The sequence below is a fragment of the Parvimonas micra genome (genome assembly GCF_037482165.1).
In the GTDB taxonomy this organism is placed as follows: domain Bacteria; phylum Bacillota; class Clostridia; order Tissierellales; family Peptoniphilaceae; genus Parvimonas.
Map to the genome: position 1 here is coordinate 371,350 of NZ_CP148048.1, position 19,940 is coordinate 391,289.

Consider the following 19,940-nt stretch of genomic DNA (forward strand, 5'->3'; position numbering starts at 1 on the left):
AGAAGATAATTGCTATCTTTTTTTAATTTTAAAATTGTGGTAAAATAGATATGAAATAAATTATTTGGAGGTAGTTATGAATATAGTAGATCGTTTTGTGGAATATGCAAAAATGGACACTCAATCAAATCCTAAGTCTGAAACAGTTCCTTCTTCAGAGAAACAAAAGAACTTGGGAAATTTACTTGTAAAGCAATTAAAAGAAATGGGAATTGAAAATGCTCATATTGATGAAAAGGGTTATGTTTATGCTCATTTGAAATCAAATGTAGAAAACAATCTAAAAAAAGTTGGTTTTATTGCACATATGGATACTGCAACAGAACTTACCGGAGCAAATGTAAATCCTCAATTTGTTGATTACAAAGGTGGAGATATTAAGTTAAATGATGAAGTGACGATGTCTGTAAAAGAATTTCCTTGCTTAAAAGAAGTTGTGGGAGAAAGATTAATAACAACTGATGGAAATACTTTATTGGGGGCAGATGATAAGTCAGGAATTGCAATTATTATGGATGCAATTCAAAAAATTACATCAAATAATTTACCACATGGTGATATTTCAATAGGCTTTACTCCTGATGAAGAAATAGGACGTGGAGCAGACCATTTTGATGTTAAAAAATTTGGAGCAGACTTTGCTTATACAATTGACGGTGGACCTATTGGAGAACTTGAATATGAAAGTTTCAATGCTTGCAGTGCAATTGTGGATATTAAAGGTAAAAATGTTCATCCGGGTTCAGCAAAAGATATTATGAGAAATTCACTTATGGTTGCTCATAATCTTTTATCAATGTTACCTGCAAATGAAAGACCAGAACATACAGAAGGATATGACGGTTTTTATCATCTATTAGAAATGAAAGGTGATACTGAAAATACTCATATGGAATTTATTATAAGAGATTTTGATAGAGTAAAATTTGAAAATAAAAAAGAATATATGAAAAAAATAGTTGAAGTTTTAAATTTCAGATATGATAATTCAATTACTTTAGAACTTAAAGATTCATATTACAATATGAGAGAAAAATTAGAAGATAGAAAAGATATAATTGACCTTGCCTATAATTCAATGGTTGAAATTGGAATTACTCCAAAAATTCAAGCAATTAGAGGTGGTACTGACGGATCAAGACTTTCTTTCATGGGACTTCCTTGTCCAAATATTTTTGCTGGTGGATTTAATTTCCATGGTAGATATGAATTTGTTCCTATTTCATATATGGAAAAAGGTTCAGAATTACTTGTAAAAATTGTAGAAAACATTGTAAAAGGAGAATAATATGAATTTAAAGCCAGAAAGAGTTTTTCACTATTTTAGAGAACTTTCAGATATTCCTCGTGAATCACATAATGAAAAGGCAGTATCTGATTACATTTATAATTTTGGTAAAAAATTAGGACTTGAAACAAAACAAGATGATATTCTTAATGTCTATATAAGAAAACCTGCAACAAAGGGATATGAAAACAAACCTGGAATAATCCTACAAGGACATATGGATATGGTTTGTGAAAAAGCTACAAGCTCAAAACATAATTTTGCAACAGATAAAATTGAATGGGTAGTTAAAGATGATTTACTTTTTGCAAATAATACTACACTTGGAGCAGATGACGGAATTGCAGTTGCAATGGCAATGGCTATCTTGGAAGATGAAACTTTGATTCACCCTGAACTTGAAGTACTTATTACAGTTACTGAAGAAACTACAATGGCAGGAGCTTTAGGACTTGAAAAAGGTCTTTTAAAAGGAAAATATCTTTTTAATATCGATTCCGAAGAAGAAGGTATTTTAACTCTTGGTTCCGCTGGTGGTACTTTATTTAAAACAAATTTGGAATTAAAATTTGAAAATAAGGAAGTAGAGCTTGTTAAACTTCATTTTGACGGATATCTAGGCGGACATTCAGGAATGGAAATCGGCAAAAATAGAAGAAATATGATTAAAACAATTGCTGAATTTATAAAAGAGAGCGGACTTTCAATCTCCAGTGTAAACTGTGGAAATAAAGATAATGCAATTCCTAGAGTTGGCGAAATTGTAATTGAAAATTCACCAAAATTAGATGAATTAATTGCTAAATTTACAGAAAAATACAATGGTGAAGAACAACTTACAATAGATAAAAAAGAAACATTTAATGGAAAAATTTTAACAAACGCATTAAAAAATACTCTAGTTGATATTTTAGAAGAATTGCCAACAGGGGTAAATTCAAAAGATGAAACCGGTATTATCAGTTCATCAAATCTTGCAATAGTTCAAACAACTGAAAATGAAATTTTAATTCGCGATTCAATCCGTTCATCTTCATTGAGTATTTTTGCAGATATGAAGTCATCTTTTACTAAAATTGCTGAAAAATTAGGTTTAAAACATGAATTTTTGGGCGGTTATCCTTCATGGGAAAAGAAAGAAAATTCAACATTACAAAAATATGCAAATAAAGTTTATAAAGACTTAACTGGAAAAGAATTTGAAAATATTGTAGTTCATGCAGGACTTGAATGTGGAGCAATCTATGAAAAATATCCAAATCTTGAGTTGATTTCATTCGGACCTGACATCAGAGGAGCACATACTCCACAAGAAAATCTTTCAATTCCATCAACAGAAAGAGTTTATGACTTTACGCTAAAATTAATTGAAGAAATTGCAAAAAATTAATTTTAAAATTTTATTGAAAATCAGCTAAGCGATTAGCTGATTTTTTTATGTTGATATTTTAAGTTTTATTTAATATAATAAACATATAATAATTAAAATTATTTTATATGGGGGTCTTTATGAGTGATATTGAATTTAAGTTTGCGAGTAAGTCAATCAAAAATGGAGAAAGTACAAAGTTATGTTCAATTTTGAATGTGACACCAGATTCTTTTTCAGATGGTGGAAAATACTTTGATATTGATAGAGCTGTAAAAAGAGCAAATGAGCTTGTTTCAAAAGGGGCATATATGCTTGATATAGGTGGAGAGTCCACAAGACCTGGAAGTAAATTAATTTCCGTAGAAGAAGAGATTGAAAGAATTGTTCCGATTATCAAGGCAATAAAGTCTGAAATGGATGTTGTAATTTCAGTTGATACTTGGAAATCTGAAGTTGCTAAGGCAGCAATAGATGCAGGCTCGGATATTATTAACGATATTACAGGTTTACTCGGTGATGAAAAAATGGTTGATGTCATTGCAAATTCAAATGTTGGATATATTATGATGTTTAATCCCGTAATCATAAGGCCAGAACATGAAGGCTCAAAAATTTTTCCAAAGTTTGGCAAAAATTCTTTTATAACGGATAAAGATTTGGAATATTTCCAAAGTTTAGATATTTTAGATATGATGAAAGAGTGTTTTAATAAAACTTTGAAGATTGCTATTTCAAAAGGCATAGATAAGTCAAGAATTTGTTTGGATCCAGGCATCGGTTTTGCACTTACGAAAAGAGAAAACTTAGAATTGATTAAGGGAATAGATAGAATTCATAATATGGGATATTTATCATTTTTAGGAGTTTCTAGAAAGAGATTTGTAGTAAATATTTTAACTGAAAATAATATTGACTCAGATATAAAAACAGAAGAGGGACTTTCTAATGTAGATTTGGCATCTGCATATTTAAGTGCGATTGCATCTTTTAAAGGTGTAAATATCCTAAGAGTTCATGATTTTGATAAACATTTTTTAGCAATTTTAATTGGAGATGCAATTAGAATGGCAGATAAAAGCGAAGATATTAATTTTGGAGCATATAAAAAATAGGAGGACTTATGAGTAAAGTTTGGATTGCTTTAGGTAGTAATATGGGAGAAGGTCGGAAAAATCTTGATTTAGCAATTAAGATGATGAACGAAAGAGGAGTTTTAGTTGAAAAAGTTTCAACTTATATAGAAACTGAGCCTTATGGTTATACAGAACAGGATAACTTTGTAAATGCAGTTTGTATAGCTGAGACAAAGCTTAGTCCTAGAGAGCTTTTAGGAGTTCTTTTGAAAATAGAGCTTGATATGGGACGAGTTAGAATAATCAAATGGGGGCCAAGAATTATTGACTTAGATATTTTATTCTATGAAGATTTAATAATTGATGAAGAAGATTTAAAAGTTCCACATATTGAAATACAAAAAAGGTCTTTTGTTTTAGAGCCTATGAATGAGATAAGTCCGGATAAAATTCATCCTGTATTTAAAAAGACTGTTCATCAATTATTGTTGGATTTAAACTCTTGTGATATTTAGAATTTAGGCTATTATTCTTGAAAAAATAGAGTTTTTATGTTAATATTATGTAAGATAAAAGATAATTAAGGAGGTTTTTTATGACACCACACAATAGAGCGATAGAAGGAGAAATTGCAGAAACTGTCTTAATGCCAGGAGATCCTTTAAGAGCTAAGTTTATTGCAGAAAATTTTTTAGAAGATGTTACATTATTTAATGATGTAAGAGGAATGTTAGGTTACACAGGAACTTACAAAGGAAAAAAAGTTTCAGTTATGGGAAGCGGAATGGGTGTTCCATCAATTGGAATTTACTCTTATGAATTAATCCATTTTTATGGAGTTAAGAATTTAATCAGAATTGGTTCTTGTGGAGCTTATAGTGATAAACTTAAATTATATGATGTAGTTGTAGGAATGGCTGCTTCAACAGATTCAAACTTTGCACATCAATATAAATTAGATGGAACATATTCAGCAAACTGTTCTTGGGAACTTTTAAGAAAAACTTATGAAGCATCAAAAGAACAAAATATTGATATCAATGTAGGTAATATTTTCTGTTCTGATATTTTCTATAACGCTTCATCTGAAGATTGGAAAAAATGGGCACAAATGGGAGTTCTAGCAGTGGATATGGAAAGTTATGCTCTTTATTGTAATGCTAATTATGCAGGGGTTAATGCAATTACAATATTAACTGTATCAGATTCATTCCATTTTAAAGAAATTACAACTCCTGAAGAAAGACAAAATAGTTTTACAACTATGATGAAATTAGCATTGGAGATAGCATAATGGAATTAAATAGATATATGGATCATACTGCATTAAAGGCAGATACTACTTATGAAATGATAGATAAACTTTGTGAAGAAGCTAAAAAATATGACTTTTTCTCTGTTTGTGTAAATGGTTGTCATGTAAAAAGATGTGCTGAAAACTTAAAAGGTTCAAATACTAAAGTTTGTACTGTTGTAGGATTTCCACTAGGAGCAATGACAACAGAAAGTAAAGTTTTTGAAACTGAAAATGCAATCAAAAATGGTGCAAATGAAATTGATATGGTAATCAATATAGGTGCTTTAAAATCAAATGATTTAGACTTTGTATTTAATGATATAAAGGCACTTGTAGATGCAACAAGAGGAAAAGCACTTTTAAAAGTTATTATAGAAACTTGTCTATTAACTGATGAAGAAATTGTAAAAGTTTCTGAACTTTGTGTTAAGGCTGGAGCTGAATTTGTAAAAACTTCAACAGGGTTTAGCACTTCAGGTGCAAATGAACATGTTGTTGCACTTATGAAAAAAACTGTAGGAGACAAAGCAAAAGTTAAAGCTAGTGGAGGAATAAGAGATAAGGCTACTGCTTTAAAAATGATTGAATTAGGTGCTGACAGATTAGGTGTAAGTGCAAGTGTAAAAATAATTTCAGAATAATTTATGGAAGTTGGAAACAACTTCCTTTTTTTATAATTACGATTTTTTAAATACATTTGATTGTTATTATCTTTTGAAGGGTATATTTTTTATAAAATCAGGAAGGGGATGATTTTTATGAAAAAATTTTTAATACCTTTTATTTTATGTGTTTTTATAATAGGATTTGTAGTAACATATAAAATAAAAACTAGAAAAGGAGAGAAAGTTATGGAAAAACCAAAAGTTGATTTAAGTTCAATTAAGAACAAAGGAGAAATCTATTTAGCAGGAGGTTGTTTCTGGGGTGTTGAAGGATATTTTTCCAAAATAGAAGGTATTGCAGATACAACTGTTGGATATGCAAATGGAAACGGCTCAGAGACAAGTTATGAGAAAATTAAGAGTACTGATCATGCAGAAACTGTGCATATAGTTTATGATAAAGATAAAATTTCTCTTGAAGAAATTTTACAACATTATTTTAGGATAATTGAACCTACAAGTGTTAATAAACAAGGCAATGACAGCGGAAGACAATATAGAACAGGAGTTTACTATGTTGATGAAAATGATAAAACTGTTATAGAAAAATTTATCAATGATCAAAGACCAAATTTTGATAAGCCTATAACTGTTGAAGTCGAAAAACTTAAAAATTTTGTTGTAGCTGAAGAGTATCATCAAGACTATTTGAAGAAACACCCAAATGGATATTGTCATATTGACTTAGGTCTTGCGGATAAACCTCTTGAAAGAAGAGATGGAAAATATAAAAAGCCAAGCAAAGAAGAACTAAAAAATAAATTGAGCGAATTGGAATATAATGTTACACAAAATGGAGCAACTGAAAGAGCATTTTCAAGTAAATATGATAAATTTGATGAAAAAGGAATTTATGTTGATGTAGTAACAGGGGAACCACTTTTTTCTTCAAAAGATAAATATGATGCTGGTTGTGGATGGCCAAGTTTTACCAAACCAATAGATGAAAATATTAATTATAAAAAAGATAGTAGTCATGGACTTGAAAGAATCGAAGTAAAAAGCAAAGGCGGAGATTCACATTTGGGGCATGTTTTTGATGATGGTCCTAAGGATAAGGGTGGAAAAAGATATTGTATAAATGGGGCTTCTTTGAGATTTATTCCTTTGGAGGATATGGAAAAAGAAGGTTATGGAAAATATATTGATAAAGTTAAGTAAAAATATTTTTTATAGTTAAATGGGAAAAGGTATATAATTATATTTATTTAATTATATACCTTTTTTGTCGTGAAAAAATAATGCTATTAAGTACTTGGTTTGTGGAAAATGTTAAAAATACTTAAATTTTTAAACTGAATTTTTATAATTAATTTCCTATAAAATCTCAAAAGTTTTCCCGAAAACATATTGACTTATACCCTAATAAAGTGTATAATACAATTAATAAATTTTATAGGAGGTATTATATGAACTTATTATCTAATTTAGTATTACTAAGCGGTTCAGGACTTGTTGATACTATCAACAAAATAAACGATTTTATCGCTGGTAATATACTTATGTATGGTTTGTTATTTGCGGGATTATTCCTTTCATTTATTTTGGGCTTCCCACAAATCACAAAAATGGGAAAGGCTTTTAAATTAGTTTTTGGAGGACTTTTCAAAAAACAAGAAGGACCTAAAGAAGAAGGTTCTATGTCTTCATTCCAAGCATTGGCAACAGCAGTTGCTGCTCAAGTAGGAACAGGTAACGTAGCAGGGGTTGCAACTGCTATTACAGCAGGTGGACCTGGAGCAATTTTCTGGATGTGGTTATCAGCATTCTTTGGAATGGGAACAATTTTCGTAGAAGCAGTTTTAGCTCAAAAATATAGATCTAAAATTGACGGAGAATTTGTTGGTGGACCTGCATATTACATATCAAAAGGTATGAAGAAAACTGGAGCATTTGCTAAAATTCTTGCAGGATTTTTCTCAATTGCAATAGTATTGGCTTTAGGATTTATGGGTAATGCTGTTCAATCAAACTCAATAGCATCAGGTATTAAAGGTATTCAAGGACTTGAAAATATTAACCCAGCTATTATTGGTGTTGTTATTGCTATTTTAGCAGCTTTAATTTTTATCGGTGGTATTGACAGAATTGCAAAATTTGCTGAACTTGTAGTTCCTGTTATGGCTGCAGTTTATATCTTAGGAAGTTTAGTAATTTTAATTATGTTTGCTAATAAAATTGGACCAACTTTCGCATGGATTTTCAAGAGTGCATTTAATGGTACAGCAGTAGCCGGTGGTATCGCTGGGGCAGCAGTTAAAGCAGCTGTTCAAAAAGGGGTTGCAAGAGGATTATTCTCTAATGAAGCTGGTATGGGTTCAACACCTCATGCTCATGCTGTAGCACATGTAAAACACCCTGCTGAACAAGGTTTAACAGCTATAATCGGTGTATTCATTGATACAGTTTTAGTATGTTCTGCAACAGCACTTTCTATTTTAGTAACAGGTGCTTATGAAGTTAAGGGAGCTGATGGAAAATTCTTAGCCGGAGCACAATTAACTCAACAAGCATTCAGAACTGCATTTGGATCAGGCGGAGCTATTTTCTTAGCCGTTTGTTTATCATTCTTTGCATTTACAACTATAGTTGGTTGGTACTATTTCGGAGAATCAAATATTAAATACTTATTTGGTAAAGCTGGACTTTTACCTTATAGAGCTATAGTTCTTATTTGTATCATAGCTGGTTCTCTTGGAGAAGTTGCTATCGTTTGGTCATTAGCAGATATCTTCAACAGTTTAATGGTATTACCAAACTTAGTTGCTATCCTTTGGTTATCATTTGAAGCTAGAGATATTATGAAAGACTACAATCAATGTTTATTAAACAATGATGTACATTATGATTACGAAGTAAAATAGTAATTAATTATATAAATTTAGGAGAGATGAGATCTCTCCTTTTTTTATATTCACTTTTTCTATTTAAAAATTTTTTGTTAAAAATATGTTTTTAATAATTTTGTAACACTTTTGTAATAATTTTGTAATTTTTAGTGCTTATTTTTAGCTATTTGTTGATGTTATAGAAAAAATATGTTAAAATTAATTACATTAGATGATTATTAAAAAATAATTATTAGGAGGTATTTATGAGAATAAACAAAAAAGTTTTAGTATTTTCTCTAGTAATGTTGAGTGGATTAGGACTTAAGAGTACATTTGAAAGTGATAAATTAACAGAAGCAAAAGAGTATAGAAATAAAATATTTTATGGAGATGATGGAAAACCTGCAAACTGGTGGTACAATGACGGTGAAGCATGGTACTTTTTCCGTAATGGTAAAAAACATACTGGCTATGGCAATGATGCAAATGGAAAAAGATATTTTTCTGGAGGAAAATATTTAAACTGGTGGGCTAATGATGGTGATGGTTGGTATTTTTTCCAAGATGGTAAAAAACATACTGGCTACGGAAAAGATGCTAATGGAAAAAAATTCTTTTCTGAAGGAAAATATGCAAACTGGTGGGCTAATGATGGCAAAGCTTGGTATTTTTTCCAAGATGGTAAAAAACATACCGGCTACGGAAAAGATGCTAATGGAAGAAAATTCTTTTCTGAAGGAAAATATGCAAACTGGTGGGCTGATGATGGCGAAGCTTGGTACTTTTTCCAAGATGGTGTAAAATTTACAGGTACAGCAGAAGATGCGTCTGGAAAAAGAGATTTTAAAAATGGAAAATACTCAAAAGATACAAAAAGTAAATATAAATATGGTTTATTCTTTAATAGTGAAGGAGATTTAGCTAATTGGTGGTGTAATGACAGCAATGGTTGGTATTTCTTCCAAAATGGAAAAAAACATAGTGGCTATGGGGAAGATGCCAGCGGAAAGAAATATTTTGATAATGGAAAATATACAAATGGCTGGTACGACGATGGTAAAGATTGGTACTTTTTCCAAAATGGAGCTAAACATAGTGGCTATGGAGAAGATGGCAATGGAACGAAATATTTTGATAATGGAAAATATGCAAACTGGTGGCATAAAGATGGCGAAAAATGGTATTATTTCAATGACGGAGATAAACATAGTGGATATGGCAATGATGCAAATGGAAGAAAATTTTTCTACAATGGAAAATATGCCGATGGCTGGTATGATGATGGTAAAGATTGGTACTTCTTCAAAGATGGAGAAAAGTTTACTGGAAGAGCTAAGGATGCATCAGGATATAGAAATTTTGTAAATGGAAAATATGGAACAAAATCTTATAATAATGCTTTTATAGATAAGATAGTTCCAGGAGTTTTAAAGGCTGTTAAAGGTAAAGGATTATTTCCTTCAATTGCAGTTGCACAAGCTTGTTTGGAAACTGGTTTTGGAAGTGATAGTTTATCACCAGCTCCAATTTATAATTTATTTGGAATAAAAGCTGCTAAAGATACTCCACCTTCAAGATATTATGAAATAAGAACAGCTGAGTATAAAAACGGTGTAAAATATTATATTACAGCAAAGTTTATGAAGTTCTCAGGTTATGATGAAGCATTTGAATATTATGCTAATTTATTTACAAAAAGTAAATGGCTTAGAAGATATTATGCAGGAGTTTTATCTGCAAAATCTCCAGAAGAAGCTGCTAGAGCTTTAACTGGAACTTATGCGACAGATCCTAATTATGGTAAAAAACTTCTTAACATAATTGATAAATATGGCTTAAGAGAATTAGATAAATAAATTTTTCCGAACGGAGTATAACTTTAGATGAAAAAATTTAAGAACGAATTTGTAGGACTTTCCTCAGGGTTTTTGTGGGCAGTCAATGGTATGGTATTGTCTTTGCTTATGGAAAGTGGATTGATGAAAAACTATAATGCAGAAATTATATTCTTTCTACCTTTAGTTTTTGCAGGATTCAATGATCTATTTGCAGGATTATTTGTTCTTGGATATAATGGATTTTTAGGAAAATTGAAGATGATATTACCCGCATTGAAAACAAAGACTGGTAAATGGGTCTGCTTTGCGGGTTTAATAGGAGGGCCTGTTGGACAATGCTCATATATAATGGGGATTTCTCTAGCGGGTCCTGCTTATGCAATACCAATTTCCGCATTATGTCCAATGTTTGGAACTATTTTATCTTTTATATTTTTAAAAGAAAAAATTAATTTTAAAACTTTTATTTGTATAGTTGGTTGTATCGTAGGAACATTTGTTCTTTCTTATACAAAACCTACAGGAAATTACCCATATTTTTATCTTGGAATTTTGTTTTCTTTGCTTGCAGGTTTTAGTTGGGGTCTTGAAGCAACAATTGTAAGCTTTGCAACAAAAGAGGAGCTTGAAGAGGAAATAATACTAAATATAAGGGAAATGATATCTGGAATTAGTATATTATTTTTAGTTTTACCTTGTTTAAGTTTGTTTGGTAGTTTTGTTACAACAATACAAAGTCTTGCTACAATAGGATATTTGATTTTTGCTGGATTTTTTGCAGCATTAAGTTATTTGCTTTATTATAAAGGAATGAATTTAAATGGAGTTCCAAAGGGAATGGCTTTAAATAGTACCTTTAGTTTATGGAGTGTTGTTTTGTCAGTTATATTTTTATCTACTCCACTAACTTTAACTTTATTGATTGGTGTTGTTATTGTAACTATATCAATAATAGGTTTATCATTTAGTGGTTAGGTATTACACAGAAATAGACAAATTATTTTAATAATTTTGTGTTAAAGTATTTATTTAAAATTGAAAATGTAGTATAATAAATATATATGAAAAATAGAAGGAGGAAATTTGTATGCATCCAATGTTACAAAAACATGTAGACACAGGTTATATGAAAGAAGAACATGGTCTATATATCGAAGAAGCTATTGCTAAAGGAGAAACTTTAATTATTTCAGGACATAGATCTGCTGGAATTAGACCATTCATGGCAGCTATTATGGCTGTTGCTAAAGGTTCACATAAGACTGTTCAAGTTAAAGACGAAGCTGGAATCGAAGCTGCAAGTGATGTAGATTATATTTTAATTCCTGCACTTACAGAAGAAAACTGTGAATCAATGGTTCAAGCTGCTTTCAATAAAAAAGGAATGTCAACTATTACTTTCAAAGAAACTGAACTTAAATATTCAATGATGAAAATCATGAAAACTCAAGCTAAAGAAGTTGGAGATTTAAGCAAAGTTGTTCACTTAATTGAATGTAGAAAATTAGATGGTATTCCACATTTAATTAACTTTAGTAAAATGACTTATGACGAAAAAGGAAAAGTTAAGAGAGAAGATTTACTAAGCTGTGAAGATTACGAATAAGATTAAGAGCAAGAATTTAATTCTTGCTTTTTTTGTGCATAAAAATGCTTAATGAAAAAATTCTAAAATAATCTTAATTGAAAAAAAATGTTTTTTATGTTATCATATTTGATAGTATTGGAGGATTTTTTGTGATTATTTTTGGATTAGATCCCGGAATTGCAATTGTTGGTTATGGAATTATAGAGGCTATCGGGAATAGAGTAAGACTTATAGATTATGGAGTAATTGAAACAAAAGCAGGAATTCCACTTCCTGATAGGCTTAAAATTATTGATGAAGAATTGAACAAATTAATAGAACTACATAATGTTGATGAACTTGCAATTGAAGAGTTATTCTTTAATAAAAATGTAAAAACTGTAATCAATGTTGCACAGGCAAGAGGGGTCGAGATTTTATCCTTTATAAAGAAGAATATCTTGGCTTATGAATATACTCCTTTACAAGTTAAACAAGCCATTACAGGATATGGTAGAGCGGACAAAAAGCAAATGCAAGAGAGTGTTAAAATGATTTTTAAACTTAAATCCGTTCCTAAACCCGATGATGCTGCAGATGCTTTGGCTATTGCACTTTGCCATTTTTTTAGCTTAAAATTTAAAGAACAATTTAGAATGAAATAGGTGTTTTATGTACGAATATATTAGTGGAGAACTTAAATTTATTTATAATGATTATATTGTTATAGATAATGGTGGAATAGGTTATAAGATTTTTACTTCTAACAATACATTATTTAATGTAATTGTTGGAGATTATTATACAATTTATACAGATTACATAGTAAAAGAAGATTATGTCGCTCTGTTCGGATTTAAAACTATGGATGAACTTTCAATGTTTAAACTGCTTGTAAGTGTAAATAGTATTGGTCCAAAGGTGGCATGTGGAATTTTATCATCAATGTCTGTTGATAGTTTGAAATTGACTATTGTAAATGGAGATGCAGTTGCTCTTGCCACAGCTAAAGGTGTTGGTAAGAAAACTGCACAAAAAATCATTTTGGAATTAAAGGATAAAATTTCTATTGACAGTATCAGTAGTAAAGATATTTCAGGAATGGAAGCTTCAACTTTAGATAGTGGAAATGACTTGGAAAAGAGAGAGCTTGTTTCAGATGCTTTAATTAATTTAGGATTTATGAAAAATGATATTGAGAGATTTCTTTCAAGTATAAATATTGATGAAATGGAAATTGAAGATATAATTAAACTTAGTATGAAAAAATTATAGGTGTTAGTATGTTTGAAGATTTTGAAGATAGAATTATCGGTACAGGGTTCTCAAGAGAAGATATTGAAATAGAGACCAGTTTAAGACCGAAATGGATTGATGAATATATTGGTCAAGAAAAAGCAAAAGAAAGACTTAAAATTTTTATTGAGGCTGCAAAAACAAGAAATGAGCCTCTTGACCATAGTTTGCTTTATGGTCCTCCAGGACTTGGAAAAACAACTCTTGCAAATATCATTGCAAATGAAATGGGCGTTAATATCAGAGTTACTTCAGGTCCAGCCATAGAAAAGCCAAGCGACCTTGCAAGTATTTTGACAAATTTAAGTAAAGATGATGTTTTGTTTATAGATGAAATTCACAGAATAAATAGAAGTGTTGAAGAAATTTTATATCCTGCAATGGAAGACTATGCACTTGATATAATAATTGGAAAGGGTCCAAGTGCGAGAAGCCTTAGAATTGACCTTGAAAAATTTACTTTGATAGGGGCAACGACAAGAACAGGACAACTTACAGGACCACTTCGTGACAGATTTGGAATTATGTTGAGTCTTGAATTATACAGTATTGAAAACTTACAAAAGATAATTACAAGATCTGCAGGAATTTTGGGAATTGAAATTGAACCTGAGGGAGCGCTAGAAATTGCAAGACGTTCCAGAGGAACACCTAGAATTGCAAACAGACTTTTAAAAAGAGTTAGAGATTTTGCTCAGGTTAAGAGAAATGGAAAAATTGATTTACAAACTAGTAAAGACGGACTTGATATTTTAGAAGTGGATTCTCTTGGTCTTGATACGATAGACAGAAAAATAATAACTACAATAATAGATAATTTTTCGGGAGGTCCGGTTGGAATTGATACAATTGCTGCTTCCACAGGTGAGGAGAGAATTACAATTGAGGATGTCTATGAACCTTACTTGCTACAAATAGGATTTTTAAGTAGAACAAGCAGAGGAAGAATTGTAACTGAAAAAGCATACAAGCATTTTGGTAGAATGAAAAAGTAACGATTATTTAACCGTTACTTTTTTACTTTAAGAATTTATAAAGAATGTATTTTAAAAGATTGTTTTAATTAAAAAAATTTGAAAAATATTGAAAAACAAGATATAATATAAGCTTGTAGATGTATTTTATAATTTAATAAAGGAAGAGTGTTAATGAATAGTTTAAAAACGGATGATTTTGATTTTGAGCTTGATGAGTCTTTGATTGCTCAGTTTCCACTTAAGGATAGATCAAGTTCAAAACTTTTAGTTGTAAATAGAGAAAATTTTGATTTAGAACATAAAAATTTTAAAAATATTGTTGATTATATAAAAAAAGATGATGTTTTGGTAATTAATGATACTAAAGTTATTCCTGCAAGACTTTTTGGAGCAAGACACGGTAAGGATGAAGCTATTGAAGTTTTGCTTTTGAAAAAGCACGAGGATAATACTTGGGAAACTTTGGTTAAGCCCGGAAAGAAAATGAAGATAGGCTCAAAAGTTGAATTTGGAAATGGAAAATTGCATGGAGAAGTTGTAGGTATAAGTGAAGAGGGAGAGAGATTTGTAAAATTTTCTTATGACGGAATTTTTGAGGAAATTTTAGATGAACTTGGAACAATGCCACTTCCACCATATATTCATGAAAAATTGGAAGAAAGAGATAGATACCAAACTGTTTATGCAAAACACAATGGTTCAGCAGCAGCTCCAACTGCAGGACTTCATTTTACAGATGAGCTTTTAAAAGAGCTTCAAGAAAAGGGAGTTAAGATTGCGAGAGTTACTCTTCATGTCGGACTTGGAACTTTTAGACCTGTTAAGGTTGATAATGTTTTGGAACATAAGATGCATGACGAGTATTATGAAATTTCAGAAGAAAGTGTTGAAATAATTAATACAGCAAAGGAACAAGGAAATAGAATTTTTGCAGTTGGAACTACCAGTGTAAGAACTTTGGAAACAGTTTATAAAAAGTTTGGAAAACTTGTAGCTTGTAAGGGAAATACGGATATTTTCATTTATCCAGGTTTTGAATTTAAGGTTGTTGATTGTCTTATTACAAATTTTCATTTGCCAAAATCAACTTTAATTATGCTTGTAAGCGCTTTTGCATCAAAAGATATAATAATGAATGCATATAATGAGGCTACAAAGAATAAATATAGATTTTTCAGTTTTGGTGATGCAATGCTTATTAAAAAGGAGAAGTAATGGAATTAAAATATGAATTGATAAAAAAGTCTTCAGATTGTAATGCAAGACTTGGAAAAATATATACAAATAGGGGCGTTATAGAAACTCCGATTTTTATGCCAGTAGGAACGAGAGCGACTGTTAAGGCAATGAATGTTGATGAGTTAAAAGAGATAGGTTCACAAATAATTTTAGGAAATACTTACCATTTGTATTTAAAACCCGGTCAAGAAATTATTAGAATGGCTGGCGGACTTCATAAGTTTATGAATTGGGATAAGCCAATTCTAACAGATAGTGGTGGTTTTCAAGTTTTCAGTCTTGGAGATATTAGAAAGATAACTGAAGAGGGTGTAGAATTCAGATCCCATATTGACGGTTCAAAGCATTTTATTTCTCCTGAAAAATCAATGGAAATTCAAAATGATTTAGGCTCTGATATTATGATGGCTTTTGATGAATGTGCACCATATCCTGCAAGTTATGATTATGTAAAAAATTCTATGGAAAGAACTTTACGTTGGTTAAAGAGATGTAAGGACTATCATAAAAATACAGATAATCAGGCACTTTTTGGAATTATTCAAGGAGGAATGTTCAAAGATTTAAGAAGAGAGTCTGCACTTGTTACAATAGATATGGATTTACCGGGATATGCTATTGGTGGACTTAGTGTAGGAGAACCTAAAGAAATTATGGTTGAATATCTAAATTATACAACACAATTTATGCCTGAAAACAAGCCTAGATATTTAATGGGAGTAGGAACTCCGGATTATTTATTTGAAGCTGTTGAAGCAGGGATTGATATGGCTGACTGTGTTCTCCCTACAAGAATTGCAAGAAATGGAACTGCAATGACTTCAAAGGGTAAACTAGTTATAAAAAATGCTAAATATGCAAAGGACTTTGCTCCACTTGATGATGAATGTGATTGTTATGCTTGTAGAAATCACACAAGAGCTTATATAAGACATCTAATAAATGTTGATGAAATATTAGGGGCAAGACTTCTTTCAATCCATAATTTAAGATTTTTACTTAAAACAATGGAAAATATAAGACAAGCAATTAGAGAAGATAGATTTTTAGAATATAAAAAAGAATTCTATAAAAAATATGGATATGAGGACTAGAAATGAATAAATTTTTAAAATTATTGTTAATTTTAGCGATTACACCTATAATTTTAGCAACAGCAGGTTTTGCTGTATTACCTTCATCAGTTTTTGCTTATGTCAAAGATGGTAAAGAAGTTTTTATCGGATCCTATATGGTTTATACCTTTGCTTTGATAAATGCAGTATTATCATTCTTTGGAATAACTTATTTGAGAAGAGTTAGAAAGAAATTTAATGACGAAAACTATCCAACAGGAGTTACTGTTGTAGCTTTTGTAAATCTGCTTATTTCTATTATGTGTAATTACTTTACATTTTCAGTATTAAAACTTATGTTAAAAAATTCAAAAATGGAAATTCCTTTTTATGTAATTAGATTAGTTTTCACTTTAATTGCAATTTTAATGGCAATGTATGGAATTTATTTGAGAAGAGTAAATAAAGAAAGTGAATTTGCAATAAGAAATAAATGGACAATGAATAATGATATAGTTTTCGGATTTGCAAATAAATTTTCAGGAATTGTCTTTATTGCAGGTGGAATTTTTATCTCGATAGTTTCTTGGATAATAGGCAATCAAAGTCAATTATATATAACAACTTTATTTACTTTAATAATTTGTGCAATATCATCAAACTATATAAGTAGAACAATAGGTATGAAATACAAAATGATGTATAAGGAAAAAGATAAGAAAATATAGAATGAGAAATAATAAAGTGTCAATGAGAAATTTTTGACACTTTTTTAGTGGATAAAATAGAACTGAATTAGAATAATAACAAAAAACATACAATAATTTTATAAAAAATGTTGACAAATTTATTTTAAGTGTATATAATGTATATATACAGTAGATAGAGAGGAGGGTTATATGTTAATTAATTTATATAAAGATGATAAAGACCCAATTTATTTACAGATTGTAAAACAGATAAAAAAAGAAATTATGAATAAAAATCTACAACAGGGAGATTTACTGCCCTCAATTCGCGCTTTAGCAACAGATTTAAAAGTAAGCGTAATTACGACTAAAAGAGCGTATATGGAGCTTGAAAAGGATGGTTTTATACAAACTGTTACTGGGAAGGGAACTTATGTTACAAATAAAACTGTAAATGCAATTGAAGATGAATATTACAGATTATTGGAAAACTCAATTAAAAATGTGTACGATTATGCAGAAGCATTAGGGCTTTCTAAAGAAGAGCTTAAGGAAATTTTTGAAAATTGGAGGTAATTATGTTAAAAGTTAAAAATCTTGAAAAAAACTACAAAAATTTTAATTTGAATATGACTTTTGATTTAGAAGAGGGTTGTATTATGGGCTTAATTGGGAAAAACGGTTCAGGTAAGACAACTTTGATTTCCACGATTTTAAATATAATTGTAAAAGATAGTGGGAGTTGTATTATTTTTGGAATGGAAAACAACAAATTAACTCCAATTCAAAGGGAAAATATAGGAATTGTTTTTGATGAAATTCATTTTCCGGACAACTTTAAGATATATGAAATTGAAAAATTTTGTAGTTTAGTTTACAAAAATTGGGATAGAAATCTTTTTAGAAAATTGCTTGCTGACTATGAAATAGAAATTATAAAGGAAGTCAGCGAACTTTCTAAAGGAATGAAAATGAAATTACAATTAGCTGTAGCATTTTCACATAATCCAAAGTTGTTAATTTTAGATGAGACAACTTCTGGACTTGATCCGATTGTGAGAGATGAACTTTTGGATTCGCTTTTTGAGTTTGTAAGAGATGGTAAGCATTCTGTTTTAATGTCCTCACATATTTTATCAGATATTGAAAAAATTTCAGATGTAATAACTTATATTGATAATGGAAAATTAATTTTTTCCGAATATAAAGATGATTTGCTTGAAAAGTATTGCATAATAAAAGGAGATGAAAGTATTTTAAACGAAATTGCAAAATGTGATATTTTAGGAGTAAAACAAGGTCATTATGGAATTGAAGCCTGTGTCAGCAGAAATTCATTCAAAGGAGAAAATTTTGATAAACCTACATTAGAGGATATAATGATATTTTTAAATAAAGGGGTGATTTAATTGAAAGCATTACTTTGTAAAGATATAATAGTTTTAAAGAATAATTTAGTCGCAATTTCAATGATATCATTCTTTTTGATTATTGCTATAATATCTGGAAATGTTGATATATCATATTTGATAGCATCCTTTGGACTTATTATTTTATTTATAAAAATTTTTGAAAGTGATTATAAAAATGGTTTTTATAAATATATAATTTCTAATGCAGTTGAAGAAAAATCCATAGTAACTTACAAATATCTTTTTATATTATCAGCTGCCATTTTAGTTTTTTTATTCAACTTTTTACTTGCATTTGTGACTGGTTATGACAAAACTTTTTATAGATTTTTGGTTTTTTTAAGTATAAATATTTTTCTTTATGAAATACTCATTCCAATATTTTTTAGATTTGGGAAAATCGCCATAGATATTGTCAATGTTGTTGGTACTGTTGTTTATATTACTGGAGTTTTTTATATAGTAAAAAATGATACTTTTTTGAAGTTTGAAATTGGAAATAAATTAAATATATTTATAATTTTAATTATAATCGATTTAATTTTGTTTGTATTTTCATTTTTATTGAGTTTGAAATTTATTAGAAGAAAGATAAGTTAGGAGTTTGTTATGAAAGGTTTATTGCTTTTAGAATATCTTGAAATTAAGAAAAAATGGTATTTTTTTACTTTAGATTTAATACTTCTGTGTGTTGGAGTATTTTTTGAAATGTTATTTACTTATATTTTTGTGTTTTCAGTTATTGGAAGTAGAGATGTCGGAAATAATTTTGAAAGAAATAAAAAAATAAACAAATATATTTTAACAACTAAATTTTCAAGAAAAGATTTAATTGTATCAAAGTTTTTAGTTTCAACTCTAAAAATTTTAGTCTATTATATTATTTTATTTGTATTTGTTAGAATTTTTAATTCAAGTTTTTTATTAAGTTTATTAGGATATTTTTTTACGGCTATATTTATAAATCCAATAGTTCAGTATTCATATTTTGTATTTAAAGATAGAGATGATATAGTTCCATTTTTTGTTATGATTACATTTCCTCTACTTTTTATTTTGTTAGGATTTAAATATTTACCTAACCACATTGGACTGTATGAAAATACGTATTTAATAATATTGTATTTTACAGTTATATTTATTTTAAATATTCTATGGAATATTTATTTACTAAAAGCAACTGTTAGGAATATTGAATACGAAGATTTTTAGAAAAATAAAAGGAGACAAGACTTCTTTTAGATTGGTGATAATGTCAATGAAAACGGTAAAGCAAAAACGCCAATAAATTGTATACTGAATATTGCTTGAATAAACATAAAAAAGCACAGACAAAAATTA

Annotated in this window: 21 protein-coding genes; all 21 read left to right on the forward strand. The window is 29.4% G+C overall.

Annotation, left to right across the window (positions count from 1 at the left end; all coding sequences use genetic code 11):
- Window positions 1-76 precede the first annotated feature (76 nt).
- Entirely contained in the window at window positions 77-1,288 is a 1,212-nt protein-coding gene (pepT, locus tag WFJ11_RS01825) for a peptidase T (RefSeq protein ID WP_293439933.1), read from the forward strand.
- 1 nt (window position 1,289) lies between these two features.
- Window positions 1,290-2,678 (forward strand): beta-Ala-His dipeptidase, encoded by a 1,389-nt coding sequence (pepD, locus tag WFJ11_RS01830; RefSeq protein WP_293439932.1) that lies wholly within the window; start codon window positions 1,290-1,292, stop codon window positions 2,676-2,678.
- A gap of 119 nt (window positions 2,679-2,797) precedes the next feature.
- A complete protein-coding gene (gene folP, locus WFJ11_RS01835) occupies window positions 2,798-3,772 on the forward strand; it encodes a dihydropteroate synthase (RefSeq protein WP_293439931.1) in 975 nt (324 codons plus the stop codon).
- Window positions 3,773-3,780: 8 nt separating this feature from the next.
- Window positions 3,781-4,248 (forward strand): 2-amino-4-hydroxy-6-hydroxymethyldihydropteridine diphosphokinase, encoded by a 468-nt coding sequence (gene folK, locus WFJ11_RS01840; protein WP_009372723.1) that lies wholly within the window; start codon window positions 3,781-3,783, stop codon window positions 4,246-4,248.
- 80 nt (window positions 4,249-4,328) lie between these two features.
- Window positions 4,329-5,027, forward strand: a complete 699-nt coding sequence (gene deoD / locus WFJ11_RS01845; protein ID WP_009372476.1) for a purine-nucleoside phosphorylase — start codon at window positions 4,329-4,331, stop codon at window positions 5,025-5,027.
- A complete protein-coding gene (deoC, locus tag WFJ11_RS01850; RefSeq protein ID WP_009372505.1) occupies window positions 5,027-5,671 on the forward strand; it encodes a deoxyribose-phosphate aldolase in 645 nt (214 codons plus the stop codon). Before deoD ends, deoC begins: the two co-directional genes overlap by 1 nt.
- A gap of 117 nt (window positions 5,672-5,788) precedes the next feature.
- Complete coding sequence (gene msrB, locus WFJ11_RS01855) at window positions 5,789-6,856, forward strand: peptide-methionine (R)-S-oxide reductase MsrB (RefSeq protein ID WP_009354308.1); 1,068 nt, start codon at window positions 5,789-5,791, stop codon at window positions 6,854-6,856.
- Between the two features lie 248 nt (window positions 6,857-7,104).
- Window positions 7,105-8,559: an alanine/glycine:cation symporter family protein gene (locus WFJ11_RS01860; protein WP_009372800.1), complete on the forward strand. Its 1,455-nt coding sequence runs from the start codon at window positions 7,105-7,107 to the stop codon at window positions 8,557-8,559.
- Between the two features lie 230 nt (window positions 8,560-8,789).
- A complete protein-coding gene (locus WFJ11_RS01865) occupies window positions 8,790-10,382 on the forward strand; it encodes a glucosaminidase domain-containing protein (RefSeq protein WP_338817552.1) in 1,593 nt (530 codons plus the stop codon).
- A 27-nt stretch (window positions 10,383-10,409) separates the two neighbouring features.
- Window positions 10,410-11,339, forward strand: a complete 930-nt coding sequence (locus tag WFJ11_RS01870; protein ID WP_009372589.1) for a DMT family transporter — start codon at window positions 10,410-10,412, stop codon at window positions 11,337-11,339.
- A 112-nt stretch (window positions 11,340-11,451) separates the two neighbouring features.
- A complete protein-coding gene (locus WFJ11_RS01875; RefSeq protein WP_009372543.1) occupies window positions 11,452-11,970 on the forward strand; it encodes a hypothetical protein in 519 nt (172 codons plus the stop codon).
- 131 nt (window positions 11,971-12,101) lie between these two features.
- Window positions 12,102-12,596, forward strand: a complete 495-nt coding sequence (gene ruvC / locus WFJ11_RS01880) for a crossover junction endodeoxyribonuclease RuvC (RefSeq protein WP_009372675.1) — start codon at window positions 12,102-12,104, stop codon at window positions 12,594-12,596.
- Between the two features lie 7 nt (window positions 12,597-12,603).
- Complete coding sequence (gene ruvA / locus WFJ11_RS01885; protein ID WP_293439929.1) at window positions 12,604-13,206, forward strand: Holliday junction branch migration protein RuvA; 603 nt, start codon at window positions 12,604-12,606, stop codon at window positions 13,204-13,206.
- 8 nt (window positions 13,207-13,214) lie between these two features.
- Window positions 13,215-14,222 carry a Holliday junction branch migration DNA helicase RuvB gene (gene ruvB, locus WFJ11_RS01890; protein ID WP_293439928.1) on the forward strand — a complete coding sequence of 336 codons (1,008 nt, stop codon included), beginning with the start codon at window positions 13,215-13,217 and terminating at the stop codon, window positions 14,220-14,222.
- A 153-nt stretch (window positions 14,223-14,375) separates the two neighbouring features.
- A complete protein-coding gene (gene queA / locus WFJ11_RS01895) occupies window positions 14,376-15,419 on the forward strand; it encodes a tRNA preQ1(34) S-adenosylmethionine ribosyltransferase-isomerase QueA (RefSeq protein ID WP_293439927.1) in 1,044 nt (347 codons plus the stop codon).
- Window positions 15,419-16,537, forward strand: coding sequence for a tRNA guanosine(34) transglycosylase Tgt (tgt, locus tag WFJ11_RS01900; RefSeq protein WP_293439926.1), 1,119 nt, complete (start codon window positions 15,419-15,421; stop codon window positions 16,535-16,537). Before queA ends, tgt begins: the two co-directional genes overlap by 1 nt.
- A gap of 2 nt (window positions 16,538-16,539) precedes the next feature.
- Window positions 16,540-17,226, forward strand: coding sequence for an SdpI family protein (locus WFJ11_RS01905; protein WP_338817553.1), 687 nt, complete (start codon window positions 16,540-16,542; stop codon window positions 17,224-17,226).
- Between the two features lie 171 nt (window positions 17,227-17,397).
- Entirely contained in the window at window positions 17,398-17,763 is a 366-nt protein-coding gene (locus WFJ11_RS01910; RefSeq protein WP_269753594.1) for a GntR family transcriptional regulator, read from the forward strand.
- Between the two features lie 2 nt (window positions 17,764-17,765).
- Window positions 17,766-18,596, forward strand: coding sequence for an ABC transporter ATP-binding protein (locus tag WFJ11_RS01915; protein WP_338817554.1), 831 nt, complete (start codon window positions 17,766-17,768; stop codon window positions 18,594-18,596).
- The gene (locus WFJ11_RS01920; RefSeq protein WP_293439923.1) at window positions 18,597-19,199 is read left to right on the forward strand and encodes an ABC-2 transporter permease; all 603 of its coding nucleotides are present in this window, start codon (window positions 18,597-18,599) and stop codon (window positions 19,197-19,199) included. It begins immediately after the preceding gene.
- Window positions 19,200-19,208: 9 nt separating this feature from the next.
- The gene (locus tag WFJ11_RS01925) at window positions 19,209-19,811 is read left to right on the forward strand and encodes a hypothetical protein (RefSeq protein WP_293439922.1); all 603 of its coding nucleotides are present in this window, start codon (window positions 19,209-19,211) and stop codon (window positions 19,809-19,811) included.
- Window positions 19,812-19,940: the final 129 nt, after the last annotated feature.